Source organism: Phreatobacter stygius, from assembly GCF_005144885.1.
In the GTDB taxonomy this organism is placed as follows: Bacteria; Pseudomonadota; Alphaproteobacteria; order Rhizobiales; family Phreatobacteraceae; genus Phreatobacter; species Phreatobacter stygius.
In genome coordinates this window covers 4634703-4658155 of sequence record NZ_CP039690.1, presented here as the reverse complement: position 1 = coordinate 4658155, position 23453 = coordinate 4634703, and the positions used below count along the sequence as shown (strand labels likewise).

Annotated in this window: 22 protein-coding genes; 13 read left to right on the top strand and 9 right to left on the bottom strand. The window is 66.3% G+C overall.

The window, feature by feature from the left end:
• The first annotated feature begins 6 nt into the window (after positions 1-6).
• From accD to E8M01_RS21870, 3 genes are all read left to right on the top strand, one after another.
• A complete protein-coding gene (accD, locus tag E8M01_RS21880; RefSeq protein WP_136962089.1) occupies positions 7-885 on the top strand; it encodes an acetyl-CoA carboxylase, carboxyltransferase subunit beta in 879 nt (292 codons plus the stop codon).
• Between the two features lie 97 nt (positions 886-982).
• Entirely contained in the window at positions 983-2299 is a 1317-nt protein-coding gene (locus E8M01_RS21875) for a bifunctional folylpolyglutamate synthase/dihydrofolate synthase (RefSeq protein ID WP_136962088.1), read from the top strand.
• 80 nt (positions 2300-2379) lie between these two features.
• Positions 2380-3405: a DUF2272 domain-containing protein gene (locus tag E8M01_RS21870; protein ID WP_170182015.1), complete on the top strand. Its 1026-nt coding sequence runs from the start codon at positions 2380-2382 to the stop codon at positions 3403-3405.
• A 4-nt stretch (positions 3406-3409) separates the two neighbouring features.
• On the opposite strand, the gene E8M01_RS21865 is transcribed toward E8M01_RS21870, so the two are convergent.
• The 4 genes from E8M01_RS21865 to E8M01_RS21850 all read right to left on the bottom strand — a co-directional run bounded on the left by E8M01_RS21865 (position 3410) and on the right by E8M01_RS21850 (position 7885).
• Positions 3410-4603: a multidrug effflux MFS transporter gene (locus tag E8M01_RS21865; protein WP_136962086.1), complete on the bottom strand. Its 1194-nt coding sequence runs from the start codon at positions 4601-4603 to the stop codon at positions 3410-3412.
• 90 nt (positions 4604-4693) lie between these two features.
• Positions 4694-5671 carry a tripartite tricarboxylate transporter substrate-binding protein gene (locus tag E8M01_RS21860; RefSeq protein ID WP_136962085.1) on the bottom strand — a complete coding sequence of 326 codons (978 nt, stop codon included), beginning with the start codon at positions 5669-5671 and terminating at the stop codon, positions 4694-4696.
• Between the two features lie 392 nt (positions 5672-6063).
• Entirely contained in the window at positions 6064-7065 is a 1002-nt protein-coding gene (locus tag E8M01_RS21855; RefSeq protein ID WP_136962084.1) for a tripartite tricarboxylate transporter substrate-binding protein, read from the bottom strand.
• A gap of 64 nt (positions 7066-7129) precedes the next feature.
• Positions 7130-7885 carry a GntR family transcriptional regulator gene (locus E8M01_RS21850; RefSeq protein ID WP_136962083.1) on the bottom strand — a complete coding sequence of 252 codons (756 nt, stop codon included), beginning with the start codon at positions 7883-7885 and terminating at the stop codon, positions 7130-7132.
• 91 nt (positions 7886-7976) lie between these two features.
• Between E8M01_RS21850 and E8M01_RS21845 the strand changes: the two genes are divergently transcribed.
• The 7 genes from E8M01_RS21845 to dps all read left to right on the top strand — a co-directional run bounded on the left by E8M01_RS21845 (position 7977) and on the right by dps (position 14235).
• Entirely contained in the window at positions 7977-8264 is a 288-nt protein-coding gene (locus tag E8M01_RS21845) for a UxaA family hydrolase (protein WP_136962082.1), read from the top strand.
• A 143-nt stretch (positions 8265-8407) separates the two neighbouring features.
• A complete protein-coding gene (locus tag E8M01_RS21840; RefSeq protein WP_136964754.1) occupies positions 8408-9559 on the top strand; it encodes a UxaA family hydrolase in 1152 nt (383 codons plus the stop codon).
• Positions 9560-9613: 54 nt separating this feature from the next.
• A complete protein-coding gene (locus E8M01_RS35880; protein ID WP_136962081.1) occupies positions 9614-10669 on the top strand; it encodes a GNAT family N-acetyltransferase in 1056 nt (351 codons plus the stop codon).
• Positions 10666-11703 carry a YeiH family protein gene (locus E8M01_RS21830; RefSeq protein WP_136962080.1) on the top strand — a complete coding sequence of 346 codons (1038 nt, stop codon included), beginning with the start codon at positions 10666-10668 and terminating at the stop codon, positions 11701-11703. The genes E8M01_RS35880 and E8M01_RS21830 overlap by 4 nt, the downstream gene beginning before the upstream one ends.
• A gap of 11 nt (positions 11704-11714) precedes the next feature.
• Positions 11715-12650, top strand: a complete 936-nt coding sequence (locus E8M01_RS21825; protein ID WP_136962079.1) for a hydroxyacid dehydrogenase — start codon at positions 11715-11717, stop codon at positions 12648-12650.
• Positions 12647-13642, top strand: coding sequence for an Ldh family oxidoreductase (locus E8M01_RS21820; RefSeq protein WP_136962078.1), 996 nt, complete (start codon positions 12647-12649; stop codon positions 13640-13642). Before E8M01_RS21825 ends, E8M01_RS21820 begins: the two co-directional genes overlap by 4 nt.
• 116 nt (positions 13643-13758) lie before the next feature.
• Positions 13759-14235 carry a DNA starvation/stationary phase protection protein Dps gene (gene dps / locus E8M01_RS21815; protein WP_425467676.1) on the top strand — a complete coding sequence of 159 codons (477 nt, stop codon included), beginning with the start codon at positions 13759-13761 and terminating at the stop codon, positions 14233-14235.
• A gap of 54 nt (positions 14236-14289) precedes the next feature.
• On the opposite strand, the gene E8M01_RS21810 is transcribed toward dps, so the two are convergent.
• Positions 14290-15309 carry an NADP-dependent oxidoreductase gene (locus E8M01_RS21810; RefSeq protein WP_136962076.1) on the bottom strand — a complete coding sequence of 340 codons (1020 nt, stop codon included), beginning with the start codon at positions 15307-15309 and terminating at the stop codon, positions 14290-14292.
• A 399-nt stretch (positions 15310-15708) separates the two neighbouring features.
• On the opposite strand from E8M01_RS21810, the gene E8M01_RS21805 reads away from it, so the two are divergent.
• Together E8M01_RS21805 and E8M01_RS21800 are read left to right on the top strand one after the other, a co-directional pair.
• A complete protein-coding gene (locus E8M01_RS21805) occupies positions 15709-16911 on the top strand; it encodes a DEAD/DEAH box helicase (protein WP_136962075.1) in 1203 nt (400 codons plus the stop codon).
• 37 nt (positions 16912-16948) lie between these two features.
• Positions 16949-17158, top strand: coding sequence for a cold-shock protein (locus E8M01_RS21800; RefSeq protein WP_136962074.1), 210 nt, complete (start codon positions 16949-16951; stop codon positions 17156-17158).
• Between the two features lie 103 nt (positions 17159-17261).
• On the opposite strand, the gene E8M01_RS21795 is transcribed toward E8M01_RS21800, so the two are convergent.
• The 3 genes from E8M01_RS21795 to E8M01_RS21785 form a co-directional block, all read right to left on the bottom strand.
• Positions 17262-17504: a hypothetical protein gene (locus E8M01_RS21795; RefSeq protein ID WP_136962073.1), complete on the bottom strand. Its 243-nt coding sequence runs from the start codon at positions 17502-17504 to the stop codon at positions 17262-17264.
• 189 nt (positions 17505-17693) lie between these two features.
• A complete protein-coding gene (gene ileS, locus E8M01_RS21790) occupies positions 17694-20603 on the bottom strand; it encodes an isoleucine--tRNA ligase (RefSeq protein WP_136962072.1) in 2910 nt (969 codons plus the stop codon).
• 228 nt (positions 20604-20831) lie between these two features.
• Positions 20832-21383 (bottom strand): TetR/AcrR family transcriptional regulator, encoded by a 552-nt coding sequence (locus E8M01_RS21785; protein ID WP_136962071.1) that lies wholly within the window; start codon positions 21381-21383, stop codon positions 20832-20834.
• Between the two features lie 80 nt (positions 21384-21463).
• Here E8M01_RS21785 and E8M01_RS21780 point away from each other — a divergent pair, with 80 nt between their 5' ends.
• Entirely contained in the window at positions 21464-21814 is a 351-nt protein-coding gene (locus E8M01_RS21780) for a hypothetical protein (protein ID WP_136962070.1), read from the top strand.
• A gap of 61 nt (positions 21815-21875) precedes the next feature.
• Here the strand turns inward: E8M01_RS21780 and gcvPB are convergent, their stop codons facing one another.
• Positions 21876-23444, bottom strand: coding sequence for an aminomethyl-transferring glycine dehydrogenase subunit GcvPB (gene gcvPB, locus E8M01_RS21775; protein ID WP_136962069.1), 1569 nt, complete (start codon positions 23442-23444; stop codon positions 21876-21878).
• Between the last annotated feature and the right edge of the window lie 9 nt (positions 23445-23453).

Here is a 23453-nt window from a genome sequence, read left to right as displayed (position 1 = left end):
CCGCAGATGAACTGGATCACCGACGTTCTTCCTCCGAAGATCCGATCGTTCCTGAAGCGCGATACGCCGGAAAATCTCTGGGTGAAATGCCCGGAAACCGGTCAGATGGTCTTCCACAAGGACCTGGAAACCAATCTTTTCGTCATTCCCGGCTCCGGCGTGCACATGCGCATGGGCTCGACCGCCAGGCTCAAGTCGGTGTTCGACAACGGCACCTGGTTCGACGTGCAATTGCCCGACGTGCCGCCGGATCCGCTCAAGTTCCGCGACGAGAAGCGTTATGTCGACCGGGTCAAGGATGCCCGCGCCAAGACCGGCATGAATGATGCGATCAAGGTCGGCTACGGCAAGCTCGAAGGGCTCGCCGTCACGGTTGCCGTCCAGGACATGGACTTCATGGCCGGCTCGCTCGGCACCGCCGCTGGTGAAGCCATCGTCAAGGGCATGATGACCGCGGTCGAGAAAAACACGCCCTTCATCATCTTCACCGCGTCCGGCGGCGCGCGCATGCAGGAAGGCATCCTGTCGCTGATGCAGATGCCGCGCACGACGGTCGCCGTGCAGGCGCTGCGCGCCGCCAAGCTGCCCTATATCGTGGTGCTGACCAACCCGACCACCGGCGGCGTCACCGCCAGCTATGCCATGCTCGGCGACGTCCATATCGCCGAACCGGGCGCCTTGATCGGCTTTGCCGGACCGCGGGTGATCGAGCAGACCATTCGCGAGAAGCTGCCCGACGGCTTCCAGCGTGCCGAATATCTCAAGGACCACGGCATGGTCGACCTGGTGGTGCATCGCCACGACCTGCGCGAGACGTTGGGGCGGCTCTGCCGCGTGCTGACCAAGGCGCCGCCGGCCGGTCAGACGGAAGCCGAAGCCGCCTGACGCCAGGCACGGTCGCGCCGAAGCGCCTTCAGGGCGCCATCGGCGCGTTACATTATCGGTCCAGGAACGGCCGCATCCCGTCGTGAACACGCTCGCCATGACCCCTATCGACGCCATCCTGGAGCGGCTGACCAAGCTGCACCCCAAACTGATCGACATGTCGCTCGACCGCATGCACCGGGTGCTCAACGCGCTCGGCCATCCCGAGCGGCAGCTGCCGCCGGTGATCCATGTCGCCGGGACCAATGGCAAGGGCTCGACCACGGCCTTTTCCCGGGCACTGCTGGAAGCCTCCGGGCGCAGCGTGCATGTCTATACCTCGCCGCACCTGGTGCGCTTCCACGAGCGCTACCGGATCGGCCAGCCAGGCGGCGGCAAGATCGTCGGCGACGATGCGCTGGCCGATGTGCTGCTCGAGGTCGAACGGGTCAATGCCGGCGAGCCGATCACCCAGTTCGAGATCACCGCAGCGGCCGGCTTCGTGCTGTTTGCCCGCAATCCCGCCGATGCGGTGATCCTCGAAGTCGGCATGGGCGGCCGGCTCGACGCCACCAATGTCATCACCCGCCCGGCGGTGACCGTGATCACCCCGGTGTCGATGGACCATGCCGACTATCTCGGCGATACCGTCGCCAAGATCGCCGGCGAAAAAGCCGGCATCCTGAAACGCGGCCGCCCTTGCGTCGTGGCGCGCCAGACGCCCGAGGCGCTCGCCGTCATCGAGGCAATGGCGGAGCACCAGCGGGCCCGGCTGCTGGTCTCCGGCCTCGACTGGTTCGCCCGCGAGGAGAACGGCCGCTTCGTCTATCAGGACGAGGATGGGCTCGTCGACACCGCGCCGCCTCGGCTCCTCGGCGCCCATCAGTTCGAGAATGCCGGGACGGCGGTGGCAGCGGTGAAGACCGCCGGCTTCGCGCTGAGCGCCGACGAGGTCGAACGCGGCTTGCAGACGGTCGAATGGCCAGCCCGGCTGCAGAATCTGGCCAAGGGCAAGATCGCCAGGCTTCTGCCCGACGGCAGCGAGATCTGGCTCGACGGCGGCCACAATCCGGGTGGCGGCGAGGCGCTGAGCGAGGCGATCGAAAGGATGGCGGGCCGCAGCCCGCGGCCGCTGGTGATGATCCTGGGCATGATGTCGACCAAGGATCCGCGCGGCTTCCTCGACTATTTCCGCCGGCTCCAGCCGACGATCTTCACCATGCCATTCAGCCACCCCGTGGCGCTGACCGCCGAAGACCTGGCCGCGGCCGCCCGCTCGATCGGGCTCGACGCCACCGCGACCGGCAGTCTCGACGCGGCGCTGGCCGCGGTTCGGGGGCTTGCCACCGGACCGGTGCCGCCGCGCGTGCTGATCACCGGTTCGCTCTATCTCGCCGGCGACGTGCTGGCCGCCGACGGCTGGCAACCGACATAGATCGGCGGGAGCCGGGACTTGCCTCGCCGCGCGAGCCATGCGCTGATCGATCAATGATCCGCGCCCGTCCGATCGCCACGATGCTTGTGATCTCGAGCCTTACGGCCGGCGCATCGGCGCAGCCTTTCGCGCCAGCCGAAACCTTGGCGATCGACCGGCTGTGCCTGACAACCGCTGCCCACCCGCCCTCGCCGCTCGGCCTCGAGATCGCCGCCACCGCCATCCGCGAGCATCAGGCATTCGGTGGCCATGTGATCGACCGCGACGGCCGCATGCTGCGTTTCGGCGCGGTCGAGGCCGATGCCTTTCGCGACGAAGCGGCCGGGCGTGGCGTGCCGTGGCGCCAGGTGCTGCGCTATTGGGAGGCGCTCGGCCCGACCGACCAATCGGCCCTGCAGGTGCGCCGTTTTCCCGGCCTCGCCGACAATGCCGGCGCCAGTCAGCCGGGCGATCTGAAACCGCTCGGCGAACTCCTGGACGGGCTCGCCCAGTCCAGCCTGCCGACGCCCGAGCGCGAGGCACTGGTCCAGGCGGCGATCCGCTCGGGGCTTGTTGACGTTCCCTGGTCGGCCGCCTTCGTCTCGCATGTCGTGCTGACGGCCGGCGCCGCGCGCGCGCGATTTGCCGCGGCCATCGCCCATCTCGACTATGTCAGCGAGGCGGCGCGCCGATCACGCGATGAGGCGGCTGGCCAGGCCTCGGCCAGCTTCTACCGGGCCTGCGACCCGCGCCGCACGCCTATGCGGCCGGGCGATCTCCTCTGCATGCACCGCCACGCCGCCGCCGAGATCGACCTGCTCAAGCTCACCGGCCCGCTGTTCCCGGGCCTGGCGGCGGGGCTGGCGCGTGGCGAAAGGCCAGTCTGGAACCTGCATTGCGACATCGTCACCGGCTGGGACCGGCAGAGCCGCACCGCGACGATCATTGGCGGCAACGTGCTGCAATCGGTGGCCCGGCGGGAGCTGCGGACCGACCGGCGCGGTGCCTTGGCGCGCGCCCGGAGCGGGCCGGCCTGCCTCGACAATCGCGAGCCCGGGCCGCTGTGCCGTCCGGAATCGGCGCCCTGGTTCGTCCTGCTGCAGGCAACCGACGAGCCGGCGCCCTGAATTCTCAGGCGTCCTGGCGCTTCAGCAGCAGCGTGCAGGCCCAGGTGCCGACCGCGGCAATGAGCACCATCACCACCATCGGCGTGGCGCTGACATAGGCCCCGACCAGGCTGCCGGCGATCTGCGCTGCAATGGCGCCAAGGCCCATCTGGGAGAAGCCGACAATGCCCGAGGCCGAACCGACGGCATGGGGATTGACACTGACCGCGCCGGCGACCGCGGCGGGCAATTGCAGGCCATTGGCGAAGGCAATGCCGGCCTGCGGCAGGAACAGCATGGCCGGGTGGGTCATCCAACCGGAAAAGGCGATGCCCGACTGGACGAGCGCCGCGATGATCATCAAGACGCAGCCCCAGGCGATCAGCCGGTCGCCACCGACCCGCATGGAATAGCGGCCCGAAACCGCATTGCCGACCATATAGCCGCCGGCATTGGCGATGAACCAGAGGCCGTAGCTGGTCGAGCTTTCGCCCATCACCGTGACCACCACGTGCGGGGCGCCGCCGACAAAGGCGAAAAAGGTGACCGACGAGACGGCGCCGATGCCGAGATAGCCGAGGAAATTGCGATCGGTCATCAACAGCCGGGCATCCCGGAAGATCTCGGATATGGTGGGCGAAGACACGGTGGCGCGGGTTTCCGGCAGGCCGAAAAAGGCCGCGGCCAGCGCCAGCGCAGTGACACCGGCGGTCGCCACGAAGATCCAGCGCCAGCCGACGGTTTCGTTGAGCAGGCCGCCGATCGACGGCGACAGCATGGGCGCCACCACCATGGCCATGGTGACCCAGCCGATCATCGAGGCCGAGCGATCGCGGTCGAAGACATCGCGGATCACCGCGCGGCCGACGACCAGGCCGGCGGAAGCGCCGAGCGACTGCAGGACGCGGGCCACGATCAGCCAGCCGATGCTGGTGGCGGCCGCGGCGGCCAGGCTCATCGAGCCGGTGATGATCAGCGCGCAGATCATCACCGGCCGGCGGCCGTAACGGTCGGAGAGCGGCCCATGGACCAGTTGAGCGCAGGCCATGCCGGCCAGATAGAGCGTGATGGTGAGCTGAACGATGCCGGGATCGGCGTCGAAATAGCGCGCCAGCGCCGGCACGGCGGGCAAGGGAAGATTGAGCGCCATCGGACCGATGGCGGTCAGAACCACCAATAACGGCACGAGGACGCGCGGAGACAGGCGGGGATCGGACATGGACTGCTCTGTAGGAGGAAGGTCATGTCGCGCATAGGTGGCAGCAGGTCAAGGCGACGGCGCCGATTGGTTGCCATGCCCGGCAATCTCTCAGTTGGCCGCGCTGATGCCGGCTTCGCGGATCAGCCTGCCCCATTTGGCGACCTCACGCTCCAGCTGGGCGCGCGCCTCCGCCGGCCCGCGCCGGCCGGGCGGATAGGCCAGGGTGCCGAGCTCGTCGAAACGGGCCAGGATCAGCGGATCCTGCAAGGCCTTCTCGAGGGCCGCATGGAGCGTCCCGATGATCGGCCGGGGCGTCCCCTTCGGCGCATAGAGCGCATGCCAGACGGTGACGTCGAAGCCTGAGAGGCCCGCCTCCTGCAAGGTTGGCACCTCGGCGAGCTGGCTGACCCGCTCCGGCACGGTGACGGCGTGGGCGCGAATGCGGCCGCCCCTGATCTGCGGGATCGAATTGGTGGTCTGGTCGCACATCATGTCGATCTGGCCGCCGACCAGGTCATTCATGGCCGGGCCCGCGCCACGATAGGGGATTTCGTTGACCTTCACCCCGAGCATCGACTGCAGCAGCATGATGCACAGGTGCGAGCCGGCGCCGACGCCGGAGTGGCCCATGCTCACCTTGTCCTTGTTGGCCCTGATATAGGCGATCAGTTCGGCAATGTTGCGCGGCGCCAGGGCCGGCTTCGAAACCAGCACATAAGGCCCGGAATTGACCAGGCCGATCGGCTCGAAATCGGTCAGCGTGTCATAGCTCAGCCGGGGATAGAGCGTCGCGCCGGCGGCCAGCGCCAGATGGTGGATCAGCAGCGTGTAGCCGTCGGCCGACGCGCGCGCGACGCGCGCGGCGGCCACCGTGCCGCCGGCGCCGGCAGCGTTTTCGACCACGATCTGCTGGCCGAGCGTCTGCGACATGGACTGGCCGACAAGCCGGGCGAAGACATCGGTCGAGCCGCCGGCGGCGAAGGGCACGATCAGCGTGATCGGCCGGTCGGGATAGGTCTGGGCGCCGGCCGGCGCGCTGAACGACAAGACCGCAATGATCGCAGCGACAGCCGGACGAAGCATCATGACCTCCCTCATGAAACGCCAGGGCCGTTCTTCCGAAGCCCTGGCTTTAGGTCGTGTACTCATAATGGATGGCGACACGACGCGAGGATTTTTGGCCGGATGGCAGGAGGCTTGCCGACGCAAGCCTTTCGGCTTGCTCAAGGCAAACCAATTGGTTTGCCGGGGCAAGTCGACGCACCAGCCGGCCAAAAGGACCGCGCCGCTTCGCGGTGGGGCCAAAATGATCGATGGCCGCGTCGAAGCGCTTGCCCGATGGAAAACATCGGGCTGCGCACTTCTCCTTGCCCTCAATCATTTTGGCCCAATCGTGACGCCATCCATTATGAGTACACGACCTAATGCTGCGACATTGTCTCCCGCCTGTCACTTGGACCGGCGGCAATGCCCCCGGTTCAGTTCGACGCGCTGACCCCGGCCTCGCGGATAACCTGGGCCCATTTCGCCACCTCACGCTCCAACTGGGCGCGGGCCTCGGCCGGCCCGCGCCGTCCCTCGGGATAGGCCGTGGTGCCGAGATCGGCAAAGCGGGCCAGCACCTGGCGGTCCTTCAAGGCCACTTCCAGCGCGGCGTTGAGCCTGGCGAGAACCGGGGCCGGCGTGCCCCTTGGCGCATAGAGCGCATGCCAGATGGTGATCTCGAAGCCCGGCAGGCCCGCCTCCTGCAAGGTCGGCAGATTGGGCAGTTGTGTCACCCGCTCGGTCGAGGTCACCGCATAGGGCCGGATGCGATTGCCCTGGATCTGCGGCATGGAATTGGTGGTCTGGTCGCACAAGACATCGATCTGGCCGGCGATCAGGTCGTTCATCGCCGGGCCGGTGCCGCGATAGGGGATCTCGTTGACTTTGACCTTCAGGGCCGACTGCAACAGCATGTTGCAAAGATGCGCGCCCGAGCCGACCCCGGCATGGGCCAGCGAAACATTGCGGCCATTGGCCTTCAGGTGGGCCAGCAATTCGGCGATGTTGCGGGTCGGCAGTTCGAGCTTGGAGACCATGACGAAGGGCCCCTGATTGACCAGGCCGATCGGCTCGAAATCCTTCAAGGTGTCATAGGTCAGGTTCGGATAGAGCGTGGCGCCGGCGGCAAGCGCCAGGTGGTGGATCAGCAAGGTGTAACCGTCGGGCGCGGCGCGCGCCGTGCGGGCGGCCCCGGTGGTTCCGCCGGCTCCCCCGACATTCTCGATGACCACGGCCTGGCCGAGCGTCTGCGACATGGATTGGACGAGCAGCCGCCCCAGCACGTCGGACGGGCCGCCGGCGGCGAAGGGGACGATCAAGGTGATCGGCCGGTCGGGATAGCTCTGCGCCGCGGCCGGCGCGGCAAGACCGGTGAAGACGGAAAAAGCGACGAAAAAAGCGGCGGCTAAAGCGCCGGCAACCTGGCGACGAAGCATTCATTCCTCCAAGGGGCTGGGACGGTATTGTCGTTCGCGAGTGTCCAGCCCGTCGATCCGGCACTCATCGTAGGTCCGATAGATAATGGAAGCTGTCGGAGCGGCATAAGGAGACACGCCATTCTACCGGCGTGCCGTCGAGATCTGCGGCAACCCGGTCGATGATCAGCACGGGCGTGCCGACATCGAGGCCGAGAAGCCTTGCGTCATCTGGCGGACAGGCGACCGCTTTCAAGGTCTCGGTCGCCCGCGCGATGGTGACGCCATAACGCGCCGCATAGAGCCCATAGAGATTGTTGGGCATCGGCTCTTCGCGCTCCAGGCCGGCAAAACGGCTGGCCGGAACGACGATGGTCTCCGCGATCGCCCGCTCTCCGCCGAGCGAACGGATACGCCTGATGACGACGACGAAGGCGCCGGCCGGCAGCCCAAGCTTGTCCCGCACCGCCACGTCCGCCCGCACCCGCCCGACCGACTGGACCTCGCTGTCGGGAAACTCGCGTGTCGCGCCGTCACGCGACAGCTTGAAGAACTGGAACAGCACCCGGTCGTCATCATGGGAGGCGACGAAGGTGCCCCGCCCCTGGCGGCGGACCAGCAGGTTTTCGCCGGTCATCTCGTCGAGCGCCTTGCGCACCGTGCCCTGGCTGACCGCCAGCTCTTGGGCGATCTGAAATTCGCTCGGAATCAGCTGGCCGGTCTGCCAGCGGCCGTCGGCAATGCGGCGGATCAGCATGTCCTTGACCTGGCGATAGAGCGGCCGGAAGCCGACGACATCGGCATCGCCACTCCCATCCCGCCCATCCCGGTCCACGGCCATGCGCAAGCTCCATCCGCGTTGACACTCTATCCGCTCTTATGTCTTATACAAGACCTAAGCGCAAAAGGCTCAACAGCGGCGAGGAACGGTCATGGGCGCCCCCCATCTCTTGGTTCATGAAAAGAAGGACACGGTCGGCGTGGTGGTGGTCGAAGGCCTGAAGGCCGGCACCGACATGCTGGCGGTGATCACCCACGACAATTCGGATTTCCGGATCACCGCCAGGCAGGACATCCCGATCGGCCACAAGGTGGCGCTGAAGGATATCAAGAAGGGCGACACGATCTGGAAATACGGCCAGGACATCGGCAAGGCCATCGCCGACATCAAGGCCGGGCAGCACGCCCACATCCACAATATCAAGACCAAGCGCTGGTGAGGACTGAAACGATGTCGTTGATGGTCGCGAATTTCGATCTCGTCCAGCGCAAGCTGAAATCCGTCAAGGGCCGCAAGATCGAGGCGGAAGCCTTCAAGGCCCCCATCGTCAAGCGCCCGACCGGCCGCGCGCTCGACAGCGTCATGGGCTGGCGCCGCGAGAACGGCCGTGTCGGCGTGCGCAACCTGGTCCTGCTGCTGCCGCTCGACGACCTGTCGAACGCCGCCTGCGAGGCGGTCGCCAACAATATCAAGGGCACGCTCGCCATTCCGCACGCCTATGGCCGGCTGCAGTTCGGCGAGGACCTCGACGTCCATTTCCGCACGCTGATCGGCACCGGCTCCAATCCGAATGTCGCAGCCGTCGTTGTCATCGGCATCGAAGACCAGTGGACCAAGCGGGTGGTCGACGGCATCGCCAAGACCGGCAAGCCGGTGGTCGGCTTCGGCATCGAAGGCCATGGCGACATCGCCACCATTGCCAAGGCGAGCTATGTCGCCAAGGAATTCGTCCAGTGGTCGACCGAGCTTGCCCGTGAGAAATGCGGCATCGAGGAATTGTGGATCTCGACCAAATGCGGCGAGAGCGACACCACCACGGGCCTGTCATCCTGCCCCACCGTCGGCAACATGTATGACAAGCTGATCCCGCGCGGCATCTATGGCGTGTTCGGCGAAACCTCGGAGATCACCGGCGCGGAACATCTGTGCAAGGCGCGCGCGGCGAGCCTGGAAGTCGGCGAGCGCTGGTACAAGATGTGGAAGGCCTATCAGGACGACGTCATCGAGGCACACAAGACCGACGACCTCTCCGACAGCCAGCCGACCAAAGGCAATATTGCCGGCGGCCTGACCACGATCGAGGAAAAGGCGCTGGGCAATCTCGAGAAGATCGGCCGGGAATGCCGCTATATCGACATCCTCGAGCCGGCCGAGGCGCCGGCCAAGGGCGCCGGCCTCTATTACATGGACACCTCGTCGGCGGCCGCCGAATGCGTGACCCTGATGGCGGCGGGCGGCTATGTGATCCACACCTTCCCGACCGGCCAGGGCAATGTCATCGGCAACCCGATCGTGCCGGTCATCAAGATCACCGGCAATCCGAAGACCATGCGGACCATGCCCGAGCATATCGACGTCGACGTCTCGGGCGTGCTGAAGCGGACCATGACGATTCCGCAGGCCGGCGATGCATTGATCGAAAACATCGTGCGCACCGCCAATGGCCGCTTGACCTCGGCCGAGGCCCTGGGCCATCGCGAGTTCTCGATGACCAAGCTCTATCGCTCGGCCTGATCCTCACCTGTCCGGCGCGCCCAACGGGGCGCGCCGCCCGCCCGAATGGCACCCATGGCCTCCATGCCGCTCACGCTCGTCGCGCCCGGCCTCGATCAGCTCGAGAGCTATGTCGACGCCTTGCGTCGTGGCTGGTCGCCCAACAATGTCCGCGACGTCTCGGGCGAACAGCTCGCCGCCTTCGACAAGGATCCTGCGGCTTTCCTGGCAAGCCTGACCAGCCGCGAAGGCCTGATCCCGCTGCCGGACGGATCTCAGGTGCCGAAACTGCCCTTCATCCTGCGCTGGCTCTGGGACGGCGCGTTCTGCGGCAGCATTTCATTGCGCTGGCAGGAGGGCACCGATGCCCTGCCCGACCACGTCCTCGGCCATATCGGCTATGCTGTCGTGCCCTGGAAGCGGCGGCGCGGCTACGCCACCGCGGCGCTCGCCGCCATGCTGCCGGAAGCCCGCCGGATCGGCCTCGGCCGGGTCGAGATCACCTGCGACCCCGACAATGCGGTTTCGATGCGGGTGATCGAGGCCAATGGCGGTGTGCTGGCCGAACGCTTCACCGCCAGACATTACGGCGACAAGCCGGAATTGCGCTATGTCATCCCGCTCCGGCCGACCCTCACCACCGAACGCCTGATGCTCACAGCCATCGGCGCCGGGGACTTCGACACGCTTGCAACCTTGACCGGCCATCCCGAGGTCGGTGGCAAGCTGAAACATGGGGTTCTCGATGCGGCGCAGACGCGCGCCCAGCTCGACCTCTACCTGAAGACCTGGGCCGAACACGGCTTCGGCCTCTTCGTCATGCGCCGGCGCGACGACCGGGCCTTCGTCGGCATCGCCGGCCTGTGGCAACATGACGACGATCTCGGCGTGGCGCTGCGTTATGCCGTGATGCCCGACCAGCGCGGCCAGGGTTTCACCAAGGAAGCCGTCAGGGCGGTGCTAGACTTCGCCGCGACGCGCCGTCTCGGCCCGATCATCGCGGTGACCCGCGAGACCAATGCCGCGTCGCGCAAGATCCTGACCGATCTCGGCTTCGAACTGAGCGCGGTCCGCGAGCGGCCGGACCGGCGCTCGCTCATCTATTCGAAAGCTCAGCAGGACGGGTCATGACCCTGGTTTCCCCCGCAGCCGCCCGGCCGCTGCTGCCCGGCATGGCGCTCGCCTCCGCCGTGTCGATCATCGCGGTCATGGCCGAGCCGGTGGTCAGGAACGCCACGGGCGGGCGCCTCGCCCTGCCGGGCATGGTCATCGCCCTGATCATCGGCATTGCCTTGCATTCGGTCGCCGCGCGGCCAGCCTTCGAGGCGGGCCTCACCTTCGCGGTGAAGAAGCTGCTGCGCTGGGCGATCGGGCTTCTCGGCCTGCGCGTCGCGCTGGGCGACATCATTGGCCTCGGCCTCGGCACGCTCGTACTGGTCGTCGGCGCCATGGCGGCAACCATTGCCGCCGGAATCTGGCTTGCCCGCCGCTTCGGCGCGCATGACGGTTATGGTGCACTGGCCGGCGCCGCCACCGCGGTCTGCGGCGCTTCCGCCGCGCTCGCCACCACCACCGTGCTGCCGCACTACAAGGCGCGCGCCGCCGATACCGCTTTCACGGTGGTCGCGGCCAACGCGGTTTCGACCATCGTCATGCTGATCTATCCGCCGCTGGCGATCCTGCTCGGCTTCGATGCCAGCAAGACCGGCATCCTCCTCGGTGCCACCATTCACGACATGGCCCAGGTGGTCGGCGCCGGCTATGCGGTGTCCGATCCGGTCGGTAATACCGCTGTCGTGGTCAAGCTGTTCCGGGTGTTCCTGCTGCTGCCGGTGGTGCTGGCCATTGGCTGGTGGTTCATGCGCCAGGGCGAAGCGACCCATGACGCCAAAGTGCCGGTGCCGGTCTTCGCCCTGGTGTTCCTCGCCCTGGTGGTGGTCAATTCCATCGTCCCGACCATTCCGGCGCTGGTCAGCCCCTATGCCCTGGTCAAGGGCTGGCTGGTGGCCTTGTCCAATGCCGGGCTCCTGATCGCCATCGCGGCGCTTGGCTTGGGCACCTCGATCACCGCGATCCTGTCGATCGGCTGGCGCCACGTGGCGGTATTTTTCGGCACCACCCTGGTCATTCTCGGCATCGTCATCGCCGGCTTATTGGTTCTGTAGGACAGTTGGACATGACCGATATCGTCATCTGCGAGTTCATGGACGAAGCCGCGGTTGCGGATCTCCGGCGCGATTTTTCGGTCACCTACGACAAGGCGCTGGTCGACCGGCCGGCGGAACTGACGGCGCTGGTCGCCGGTGCCCGCGCGCTGGTCGTGCGCAACCGCACCCAGGTGCGCGGCGCGCTGCTGGAGGCCGGGGCCCAACTCGAAGCCATCGGCCGGCTCGGTGTCGGGCTCGACAATATCGACCTGGCCGCCTGCAAGGCCCGCGGCATCGCCGTGCTGCCGGCGACCGGGGCCAATGACATAGCGGTGGCCGAATGGGCCCTGACCACCGTGCTCGTGCTGCTGCGCGGCGCTTATGCCGCCAGCGCCGAGGTGGCCGACGGCCTCTGGCCGCGGGAAAGGCTGATGGGCCGCGAGGTCCACGGCAAGACGCTGGGCCTGATCGGCTTCGGCGCCATCGCCCGCGAGACGGCGCTGCGGGCCCGGGCCTTCGGCATGACCATCGTCGCGGCCGATCCCTTCGTCGCCGCCGATGACCCGGCCTGGGCGGCCATTGGCGCCCGCAAGGTCGATCTCGATCAGCTCATGACGTCGGCCGACGCGATCAGCCTGCATGTGCCGCTGACCGACGAGACGCGCAACCTGATCGATGCCAAGCGGCTCGCCGCGATGAAACCCGGCGCGGTCATCGTCAATGCCGCACGCGGCGGCGTCATCGACGAACCGGCGCTGGCCGCCGCGCTGAAAGCCGGCACGCTGGCGGGCGCTGCCCTCGACGTGTTCGACCAGGAGCCACTGAAGGCTGGTTCGCCCTTGAACGGCGCGCCGAACCTGATCCTCACGCCGCATATCGCCGGCGTCACAGTCGAGAGCAATGTCCGGGTCTCCTCGGTCACCGCAGCCAATATCCGCACGGTTCTCGGGGAGCGCCGCCCATGACCCTGGTCCCCCTCGATACGGCTCGCGCCTATGTCGCCCACATCTTCCGGGACCACGGCGCGAGCGAGACCGCCGCATTGTCGGTCGCGGCCGCCCTGGTCGGCGCCGAAGCCGATGGGCTCAAAGGTCACGGCCTCTCGCGCATTCCGACCTATCTCGGCATGCTTGCCTCCGGCAAGATCAGGGGCGATGCCGTCCCGACCGCGACGCGGATCAGGACCGCAACGCTGATGGTCGATGCCGCCGACGGCTTCGCCTATTCGGCGATCGATCTCGCGGTCGCGCAACTGCCTGACATCGTTCGCGAGACCGGAATCGCGGCAGCCGCCATCACCCGGTCCAACCATGCCGGCGCGCTCGGCCACCATGTCGAGCGGTTCGCCGCACAGGGGCTCGTCGCGCTGTTCTTCGCCAACACCCCGGAAGCGATCGCTCCGGCCGGCGGCACCAAGGCGGTCTATGGCACCAACCCGATCGCTTTCGCAGCCCCCCTGCCCGGCCGCCCGCCGGTTGTCGTGGATCTCGCCCTGTCGACGGTGGCGCGCGGCAATATCGTCGCGGCGAAACAGAAGGGCGAGGCGATCCCGACCGGTTGGGCGCTCGACGCGGAAGGCAAACCCACGACCGATGCCGACCAGGCCCTGAAGGGCACCATGGTGGCGCTGGGCGGGCCCAAGGGCACGGCGCTGGCGCTGATGGTCGAGGTGCTGGCGGCGGCGCTGACCGGCGCGCACCTGTCGATGGAAGCGTCGTCCTTCCTCGATGAGAAGGGCCCGCCCCCCGGCACCGGCCAGACCATCCTGGCGATCGATCCGGCCGGTTTCGGCCATGGCGCGTTCGGCGACCGCATGACCGCTCTCGCCGGTGCCATCGAAGCCCAGGCCGGCGCCCGGCTTCCCGGCCAGCGGCGGCTGGCGCTGCGCCAGGCGGCGGCAGCCCAAGGCATCGTTATTCCCACGGATCTGATTCAGAGGTTCGGCGTTATAGGGTGATGTCGCGTGGCATGACCCGCCGCGCCGACGCGCCGGGTTGTGCCCGATCGTCCGGCCCTTCACGCGGCGGGCGGCACGGCCTTTGGCGCTCCTGGTTGGACCTGGAGGATTTTGAAGTGACCAAGGCCTTTGTCAGCGACCTCAAGAGCAATACCCGCACTGCCATGATCGCGCTTCTGAACAAACGTCTGGCCGATGCCATCGACCTGAAGCTCGCCATCAAGCAAGCCCACTGGAACGTCAAAGGGCCGGGCTTCATCGCCATTCACGAATTGTTCGACCAGGTCGCGGCGCGCGTCGAAGAGCATGGCGACACGCTGGCCGAGCGGGTGGTGCAGCTCGGCGGCATCGCAGCCGGCACGACGCAGGCCACCGCCGAAGCGACCTCGCTCAGCCCCTATCCGACGGACACGACCGCCCAGAACGATCACGTCAAGGCGGTCGGCGATCGTCTCGGCGCCTTCGCCAAGGGGTGCCGCGAGGGCGTCGACGAGGCCGACACGGCCGGCGACGCCATCACCGCCGACATCTTCACCAGCATTACCCGGGCGGTCGACAAGGACCACTGGTTCGTCGGCGCCCATATGGCTTGAGATTTGCCGAAGGGCGGCCCGGGCCAGTGGTCCGGGCCGCCCTGAGCCAGATCGTCAGGCGACCTTGATCACCAGCTTGCCGAAATTCTTGCCCTTGAGCAGTCCGATAAAGGCCTCCGGCGCCTTGTCAAGGCCCTCGACCACGTCCTCGCGGTATTTCACCTTGCCGTCGCGCAGCCAGGCCGACATGTCGGTGAAGAAGTCCTTCGCCTGGTCGGCGAAGTCGCGCACGATGAAGCCGCGGAAGGTGAGCCGCTTGGTCAAGATGTCACGCAGCAGAAGCTGCGTCCGGTCCGGGCCGTCGGGAAGGCCGGTGGCATTGTATTGGGCGATCAGGCCGCAAACCGGGATGCGGGCGAAGAAGTTCAACAGCGGGAAGACTGCGTCGAACACCGCGCCGCCGACATTCTCGAAATAGACGTCGATGCCATCAGGGCAAGCCGCCTTGAGATCGGCCGCAAAGGTCGGCGACCGGTGGTCGACCGCCACATCGAAGCCGAACTCCTCGATCAGCGCCTTGCACTTGTCGGCCCCGCCGGCAATGCCGACGGCGCGTGCGCCCTTGATCCGGGCGATCTGGCCGACCGCCGAGCCGACCGGACCAGTGGCGGCGGCAACCACCACCGTTTCGCCGGCCTTGGGCTGGCCAATGGTCAGGAGGCCGGTATAGGCGGTCATGCCGGGCATGCCGAGCACGCCGACGGCGGTCGAGATCGGCGCGGCCGTCGGGTCGATCTTGCGCAGTGCCTTGGCATCGGCAACCGCATAGGACTGCCAGCCGGAATGGGACAGGACGATATCGCCCGGCTTGAAACGGTCGCTTTTGCTTGCGACCACCTCGGCGACGGTACCGCCCTCCATCACGCCGCCGACCTCAACCGGGGCGGCGTAAGATTTGGCGTCGCTCATCCGCCCGCGCATATAGGGATCGAGCGAGAGATACCTGATCTTGAGCAGAACCTCGCCCTCGCCCGGCTCGGGCGCCGGCGCTTCGTCAATCCGGAAGTCGGAGGGCTTTGGCTCGCCATGCGGACGAGCGGCCAGTAGAACGCGGCGATTGGCAAGGGTGGTCATTGGACGGCTCCCTGAGATTGACGTCACCCCAAGTGCTAGCCGGAGCCGATGCAAGCGGCAATCATGGCGCGCGCGTTCGTGCTCGCGGCTGATCCGGCCCTTCCTTCAATATACGTGAAATTTCAACTGATTGACGCAAGCATTGAGCGAGGAACATCATTCCACATCTGATTGCGACATACGGATTTTCACACGATGGGGTTGACGTGAGGGCAGAGTTACAGCATGTAAAGCAAACATCGTCGTGATTGCGCTGCGCCGCCTTCGTTAATTCCTGGGCGTCGATAACCGGAGATCCGGTGCGACAACTAGTCTGATCCGCCCCGGCGCGCGGCTCGTGACCTCGAAACTGGAGATCGCCAAGACGGCGCTTCCGGTAGACTTGAAAGAATTATCTTCTTGAATACTTTGAATTTTGCGTCGCTCGGCCTTGCCGAGCCGCTCCTGCGTTCCCTCAATGATGCAGGCTTCACCAAGCCGACGCCGATCCAGGCGAAGGCCATTCCTCACCTCCTTGAAGACCATGATCTGATCGGCATCGCTCAGACCGGCACCGGCAAGACCGCGGCTTTCGCGCTGCCGATGCTTCAGCACCTTGCCGAAGAAACCGAACGCGTGCCCTCGAAGGGCGTGCGCGCCCTGATCCTGGCACCGACCCGCGAACTGGCCCTGCAGATCGGCGAGAACATCGCCAAGCTGTCCAAGCACACCAAGCTGCGCCATGCCGTGATCTTCGGCGGCGTCGGCCAGAACCCGCAGGTCCAGGCGCTCGCCCGCGGCCTCGACCTCCTGGTTGCCACCCCCGGCCGCCTGATCGACCTGATGAACCAGGGCGCGGTGCGCCTCGATACGGTCACCCATCTGGTGCTCGACGAAGCCGACCGCATGCTCGACATGGGCTTCATCAATGACGTGATGAAGATCGTCAACAAGCTGCCGGACCAGCGCCAGTCGATGCTGTTTTCGGCCACCATGCCGAAAGAAGTGGCCAAGCTCGCCCGCACCATCCTGTGGGAGCCGGTGCGCGTCGAAGTCACCCCGGAAGTGGTCACGGTCGAGGCGATCGAACAGCACGTCTATCACGTGCCGACGCCGGACAAGCGAGCGCTCCTGGAGACGCTGCTGAAGGATCCCGACCTTGCCCGCGTCGTGGTGTTCACCCGTACCAAGCACGGCGCGAACCGGCTGGCCGGCCAGTTGGTCAAGGCCGGCGTTGCCGCCGACGCCATCCACGGCAACAAGAGCCAGGGCGCGCGCCAGCGGGCACTCGCCCAGTTCAAGGCCGGCGCCGTGCGCGTGCTGGTGGCGACCGACCTGTTCGCCCGCGGCATCGACGTCGCCGAGATCACCCATGTGGTGAATTTCGACCTGCCCAATGAACCGGAAAGCTATGTCCACCGCATCGGCCGCACCGGCCGGGCCGGCCGCACGGGCATTGCATTCGCCTTCTGTGATCCCAGCGAGCGCAGCTACCTGACGGCCATCGAACGGCTGACTCGTGTCTCGCTCACCGTTGCTTCTCACTCGTCCCAGGCTCAACGGCGCGATCCCCGCGCCGCTGCCGCCACCCCCCGTCCGCAGCCCAGACGTCGGGCTGCCTGACAACCTATCCCTCCACCGCCAAACATGAGGAGCTTCCATGGCGACCGGGACTGTGAAGTGGTTCAACCCCCAGAAAGGCTACGGCTTTATCCAACCCGCCGACGGCGGCAAGGATGTGTTCGTGCATATTTCCGCCGTGCAGCGCGCTGGTCTGAACGACCTGCGTGAAGGCGAGAAGGTGACATACGAACTGGCCACCGATCGTCGTACAGGCAAGCAGTCGGCGGACGAGCTGAAGCTCGACTGATCCCAAGCCTGAAGCGACACGCGCAAAGCAGCGTCGCTGTCCTCATGCGGTCCGGCGGGACCGTCTGCTGTGACAGCGGCCTGACAACCCGCCTCTCGTCCGATCAGTGAACCGTCGCGGTGGCGCTTGCCAGCCCCGCGCCGATCTGTTCCAGGACGACAATTTCCGGTTCCTCGTCCCAGCGTGACGCCGAGACGGACAAGATGATCACCCCCGGCCGCTTCTTCGCGACAAAATTGGCGACCACACGCGCCTGCTCGTAAGTGTCGAGATAGTGCACGTCCTCGGCGACCATACGGGAGCCACGCTGGACGAATGGCACGACGGCGAAATTGCGCTGGGGCATGGCCTGCTCCCGTGAGACATCTCCCGCCACTATAGGCACGAACCATGCCCGCTGAGATCGGGCATCTCCCCATCGTGTCATTCCCTATGCGCTGGCAGTGGACGGTTTGCGCCGCATGGCAGCGCATCGCTTTCCTTGCGCAATCGACCGCAGCCATCCGGCCTCGAAGGAGGGCTTGCGCCCTCCCCCTCACAGCACGTGACGGGCTTTCCACTCGCGCATCGCCCTGGCGTCGCGCGGAGTGATGTCCGGGAAGGCCGGATCAGCGGTCGTGGGATCGAAATATTTCCAGCTGCGCGCGCATTTGACGCCCGAAGCCTTAGCCGAGACCACAGCGACGCCCTTCACCTCGTCGAGCCGGAACGCATCGGCCGGCCCTTCACCGGCGACGACGGTCGCCCCCGAGGTGATGGCGACTTCGGCCATGTCCGTGCCGGCAACCGCTGCGGCGAGATCGGCATCGGCAATGTGGACGATCGGGGCAGCCTCGAGCGACGACCCGAGCCGCTTGGCCGCACGCTCGACCTCCAGCGCGCCGGTGACGACACGGCGGACCTTGCGGATCTTGTCCCATTTGGCGTCGAGCGCCGGATCGAGCCAGGCCGCATCGGCCGTATAGAACGGCGCGAGATGGACGCTGCCGTTGCGGCCATAACGATCCCACCAGGCCTCTTCCGCGGTAAACGAGAGCACCGGCGCAAGCCAGGTCGCAACCGCCTTGAACACCTCTTCGATCACCGCCAGCGCGGCCTTCCGGCCCTGCGACGACAGCGGATCGCAATAGAGCGTGTCCTTGCGGACATCGAAATAGAAGGCCGACAGATCGACCGTCATGAAATGGGTCAGAAGGGCGAAGACCTTCTTGTAGTCATAGGTCCGATAGGCCTCGTGGATGACAGGCGACAGCTCGGCCAGCCGATGCAGCATCAGCCGTTCGAGCTCCGGCACATCGGTCTCGGGCAGCGTCGCGCCGTCGTGATGCTTCAGCGCGCCGAGCATCCAGCGGATGGTGTTGCGCAGCTTCCGATAGGTATCGGAGGTGGTCTGCAGGATTTCCTTGCCGATGCGCAGGTCGTCGGAATAGTCGGAGGCCGCCACCCACAGCCTGAGGATGTCGGCGCCCGACTGCTTGATGACGTCCTGCGGCGCGACAGTGTTGCCGATCGACTTCGACATTTTGCGGCCGTCGCCGTCGAGCACGAAACCGTGGGTCAGCACCACGTCAAAGGGCGCCCGGCCGCGGGTGCCGCAGCTTTCCAGCAACGAGGAATGGAACCAGCCGCGATGCTGGTCCGAGCCCTCGAGGTACATCACCGTGTCGGCGCCGCCATCGACCTTGCGCTTCAGGCCGGCGAAATTTGGAAAAGCCTGCGGATCCTCCAGCGTGAAAGCATGGGTCGAGCCGGAATCGAACCAGACATCGAGCACGTCATTGACCTTGTCCCAGTCCTTCGGGTCGTATTCCGAACCGAGGAAACGCGCGCCGTCGTCGGAAGCGAACCAGGCATCGGCGCCTTCCTGCGTGAAAGCCTCGCGAATGCGGTGGTCGACCGCCTCGTCCCTCAGGATCTCGTTGGTCTCCTTGTTGACGAAGACCGCGATCGGCACGCCCCAGGCGCGCTGGCGCGACACCACCCAGTCCGGGCGGTTCTCGATCATGCCGGTGATGCGGTTCTCGCCCGAGGCCGGTACCCATTCGGTCTCGCGGATCGCCTTCAGCGCCCGCTCGCGCAGCGTCGTGCCGTCGTCATAAGGCTTGTCCATCGCAATGAACCATTGCGGCGTATTGCGGAAGATGACCGGCTTCTTGGAGCGCCAGGAATGCGGATAGGTGTGCTTCAGCCGGCCGCGCGCGACCAGCCTGCCGGCGGCCGCCAGGGCCTCGATGACCGCGCCATTGGCGTCGCCCTTGTCACCCTTGTCGGTGATCACCTGGCGGCCGGTGAAGCTCGGCGCCTCCTTGGTGAAACGGCCGTCACCATCAACCGTATAAGGGATCGCCGTGTCGATGCCGCGGGCCGCGAGCTCGCGGCCATTGGCCATCCAGATGTCAAAGTCCTCGCGGCCATGGCCGGGGGCGGTGTGGACGAAGCCGGTGCCGGCGTCGTCGGTGACATGGTCGCCCTCGAGCATCGGTACGTCGAAGTCATAACCGTTGCCGCGCAGCGGATGAGCCGTCGTATAGCCGGCCAATTCGGCCGCGCCGACATCGCGAAGCCGCTCGAAGCCTTCGACCTTGGCGGCCTTGAGCAGGTCGCCGGCGAGCTTGTCGGCAAGCACATATTGGGCGCCGACCTTGGCCCAATTGGTCTCGGCCGCGGCCGTCACGCGATAGAGCCCGTAGCTGATCCGCTTGGAATAGGAGATCGCCCGGTTGCCGGGGATGGTCCACGGCGTGGTGGTCCAGATGACGATCGAGAAATCCTGGCCCAGCACCGGGAAGGCGGCAAAGATCGTATCGCTCTGGTAGTCGTGATATTCGACCTCGGCCTCGGCCAGCGCGGTCTTCTCGACCACCGACCACATGACCGGCTTGGAGCCGCGATAAAGCTGGCCGTTGGCCGCGAACTTCATGAGCTCGGCGGCGATCTGCGCTTCCGCCGCGAAGCTCATGGTCAGATAAGGCCTGTCCCAGTCGCCGACCACGCCGAGCCGCTTGAACTCCTCGCGCTGAACGTCGAGCCAATGGCTGGCGAAAGCACGGCACTCCCTGCGGAATTCGACGATCGGCACGTCGTCCTTGTTCAGCCCCTTGGCGCGGTACTGCTCTTCGATCTTCCACTCGATCGGCAGGCCGTGGCAGTCCCAGCCCGGCACATAGTCCGAGTCGAAGCCAGCCATCTGCTGCGATTTGGTGACGATGTCTTTCAGGATCTTGTTGAGCGCGTGGCCGATGTGCAAATGGCCGTTCGCATAGGGCGGGCCGTCATGCAGCACAAATTTGGCACGGCCCCTCGCCTCGCGGCGCAACCGGTCATAAAGGCCCGTGGCCGCCCAGCTCTTGAGGATTTCCGGTTCCTTTTCCGGCAGGCCGGCGCGCATCGGAAACGCCGTTTCCGGCAGGAGCAGGGTCTTCGAATAGTCAAAAGGTTCGGACATCGGTCTCGACCGGATCAGGCGGCGATATTGGCCGCGACAGGAAGGGCGTTGTTTAAGAACCCGGACCTCCGGGCGCGCGTCACCGCGGCCTCAGGAGGCCGGGCCGGTAATTCGCGAAGCGGCGGGCACCGCAAGACGGCTGAACAAGCGCATGCGTTCTCTTAAGGGCAAGACCGGCCGATAGGCAAGGGAGAGATGGCGTTGGCTGCCGTTCTTCGCGCGCTTTGCTCAGGCCGGCACGCTCAGGATCGACAACTCCCTGACGAAACTTTCGATCTCGTCGCGGCCCAGGCGCCGGCCGGACAGCGCCAGGCCGAGATAGGTGGAATAGAAGATCAAGGCACGCCAATGCGCGATATCCGCCTTGAAACCCAGGTCGACCAGCAGCGTCTCGATATAGCCGACGCGATCCCGGTCGACCGCGTCGAGTGTCTGGCGCACGAGCGGCGTGGCCGTGCCCCAGGCCCTGACCGCCACTTCGAGCGAGGTATCGCCGGCGAAGGCCCGGCGCAGCAGCACGGCGAGCCGATCCTCGCGCGCGACCGAGCGCTCGATGTCGTCGATGATCGCCAGCGCGGCAATGTCGCGCCAGCGCGCCAGCACGGCCTGGTGGAAAGCGCCGATATCGGCGAAATGCCAATAGAAGCTGCCGCGCGAAACGCCGAGTTCGGTTGCCAGGAGATCGGCCTTCAATGCGCCGGAGCCGGCTCTTGCCAAGGCCTTCAGGCCGGCATTGATCCAGTCATCGGCCGACAGCCTTGGTGTGGGTCCGGGACGCATGGCCGCGACCATACATCACTGTATTGACAGGCGCCAGAGCGCAGGCCATGGTCACCGTACACAACTGTATGGAGAGCACCATGCGTGATGTCCTGCTGCTGCTTTCGGGATGTCTGGCGGTTGCCATAGCCATCACGCATGGCGTGCTTGGCGAAACGCGCGTCTTCGCCCGGGCCCGTATCGAGCCGCCGGCAACCAAGCTGTTGATCCACCTCGTCTGGCAAGCCGGCACGGTCGCCTGGATCGGCGGCGGCGTCCTGCTCATTTGCGCCGGCTGGTTCTTCGTCGATCCGGCGCGGCGGGCGACCATCCTGGTGCTGGCGGTGGTCTTCGCCAGCGCCGCGCTCGCCAATGCCTGGGCCACCCGCGGCCGCCACTATGGCTGGATGGGGATGGCCCTGGTGGTCGTGCTGGCCCTGGCCGGCCTCTGAGGTCAGCGGCGCCGGCCGTCTTCAACGATGCCCGGCGCGATCTCGAGCTTGTGCCTGCCGCCTATTCGGCAGCCTCGGCATAGGGTGCGGGCGGTGTCCAGCGCAGCACCGGATTGCGCGCGGCCCGGGTCTCATCCAGCCGGCGGCGCGGCGCGTGATAGGGCGCGCCCTTGAACCGGTCGACCTCGCCCTTGGTGGCGCTCATGGCGAGATCGCGCAGGGTTGCGATGAACAGATCAAGCGAGGCTTTCGATTCCGATTCAGTCGGCTCGATCAGCATGGCGCCATGGACGACCAGCGGGAAATACATGGTCATCGGGTGATAGCCCTCGTCGATCATGGCTTTCGCGAAGTCGAGCGTGGTGACGCCGGTATCCTTCAGCCAGGTGTCGTCGAACAGCGCCTCGTGCATGCAGGGCTGGTCGCCGAACGGCAGGCTCATCAGGTCGGCGAGGCTCGCCCTGATGTAATTGGCGTTGAGCACGGCATCCTCGGATGCCTGCTTCATACCGTCGGAACCGTGCGACAGCATATAGGCGAGCGCCCGGACGAACATGCCCATCTGGCCGTGGAAGGCGGTCATGCGGCCGAACGGCTTCTCACCCTTGACGATCTTGGTGGCTTCCTCGACCAGCACATAGGCCTTGTCGGCATGGACGAAGGGATAGGGCACGAAGGCCGCCAGCCGCTCCGACAGCACCACCGGACCGGCGCCCGGACCACCGCCGCCATGCGGCGTCGAGAAGGTCTTGTGCAGGTTGATATGCATGGCGTCGACACCGAGGTCGCCGGGGCGCGCCTTGCCGACGATGGCGTTGAAATTGGCCCCGTCGCAGTAGAAATAGGCGCCGGCCTTGTGGATCGCCGCGGCGATCTCGACGATCTCCTTCTCGAAGATGCCGCAGGTGTTCGGATTGGTCAGCATGATCGCGGCAACGTCAGATGTCAGCGCCGCCTTGACGTCGGCGACATGCACCGTGCCGTCGGCCTGCGCCGGCACCGGCTTGACCTCGAAGCCGATCAGGGCGGCGGTTGCCGGATTGGTGCCATGGGCCGATTCCGGCACCAGCACGATCTTGCGATGACCTTGGCCGCTCGCCTCCAGCGCCGCCTTGATCGCCATCATGCCGCAGAGCTCGCCATGGGCGCCGGCCTTGGGGCTCATGGCGACCGCGGCCATGCCGGTCAGCTCTTTCAGGTAGTGGGCGAGCGTGTCGATCAATTCGAGCGCGCCCTGCACCGTCGACTGCGGCTGCAAGGGATGGATATCGCCGAGGCCCGGCAGCCGCGCCATCTTCTCGTTCAGCCGCGGATTGTGCTTCATCGTGCAGGAGCCGAGCGAGAACAGCCCGGTATCGATGCCGAAATTCTTCTGGCTGAGACGCACATAGTGGCGCAGCGTCTCCGGCTCGGACAGGCCGACCAGGCCGATGGCGCCGTCGCGGGCAAGCTTGCCGAGGCGCGACTTGACCTTTTTTGGCGCCGGCAGATCGACGCCGGTGGTTTCGGCCCGGCCGATCTCGAACAGCAGCGGCTCCTCGATCTCCAGGCCGTAATTGCCGGTAAAGGTCGGGTGAGCCTGGGCGGAGGTGTCGCCGGCGGCGGTGGGGCGGCCCTGACGGTTCATCATGGCTATGTC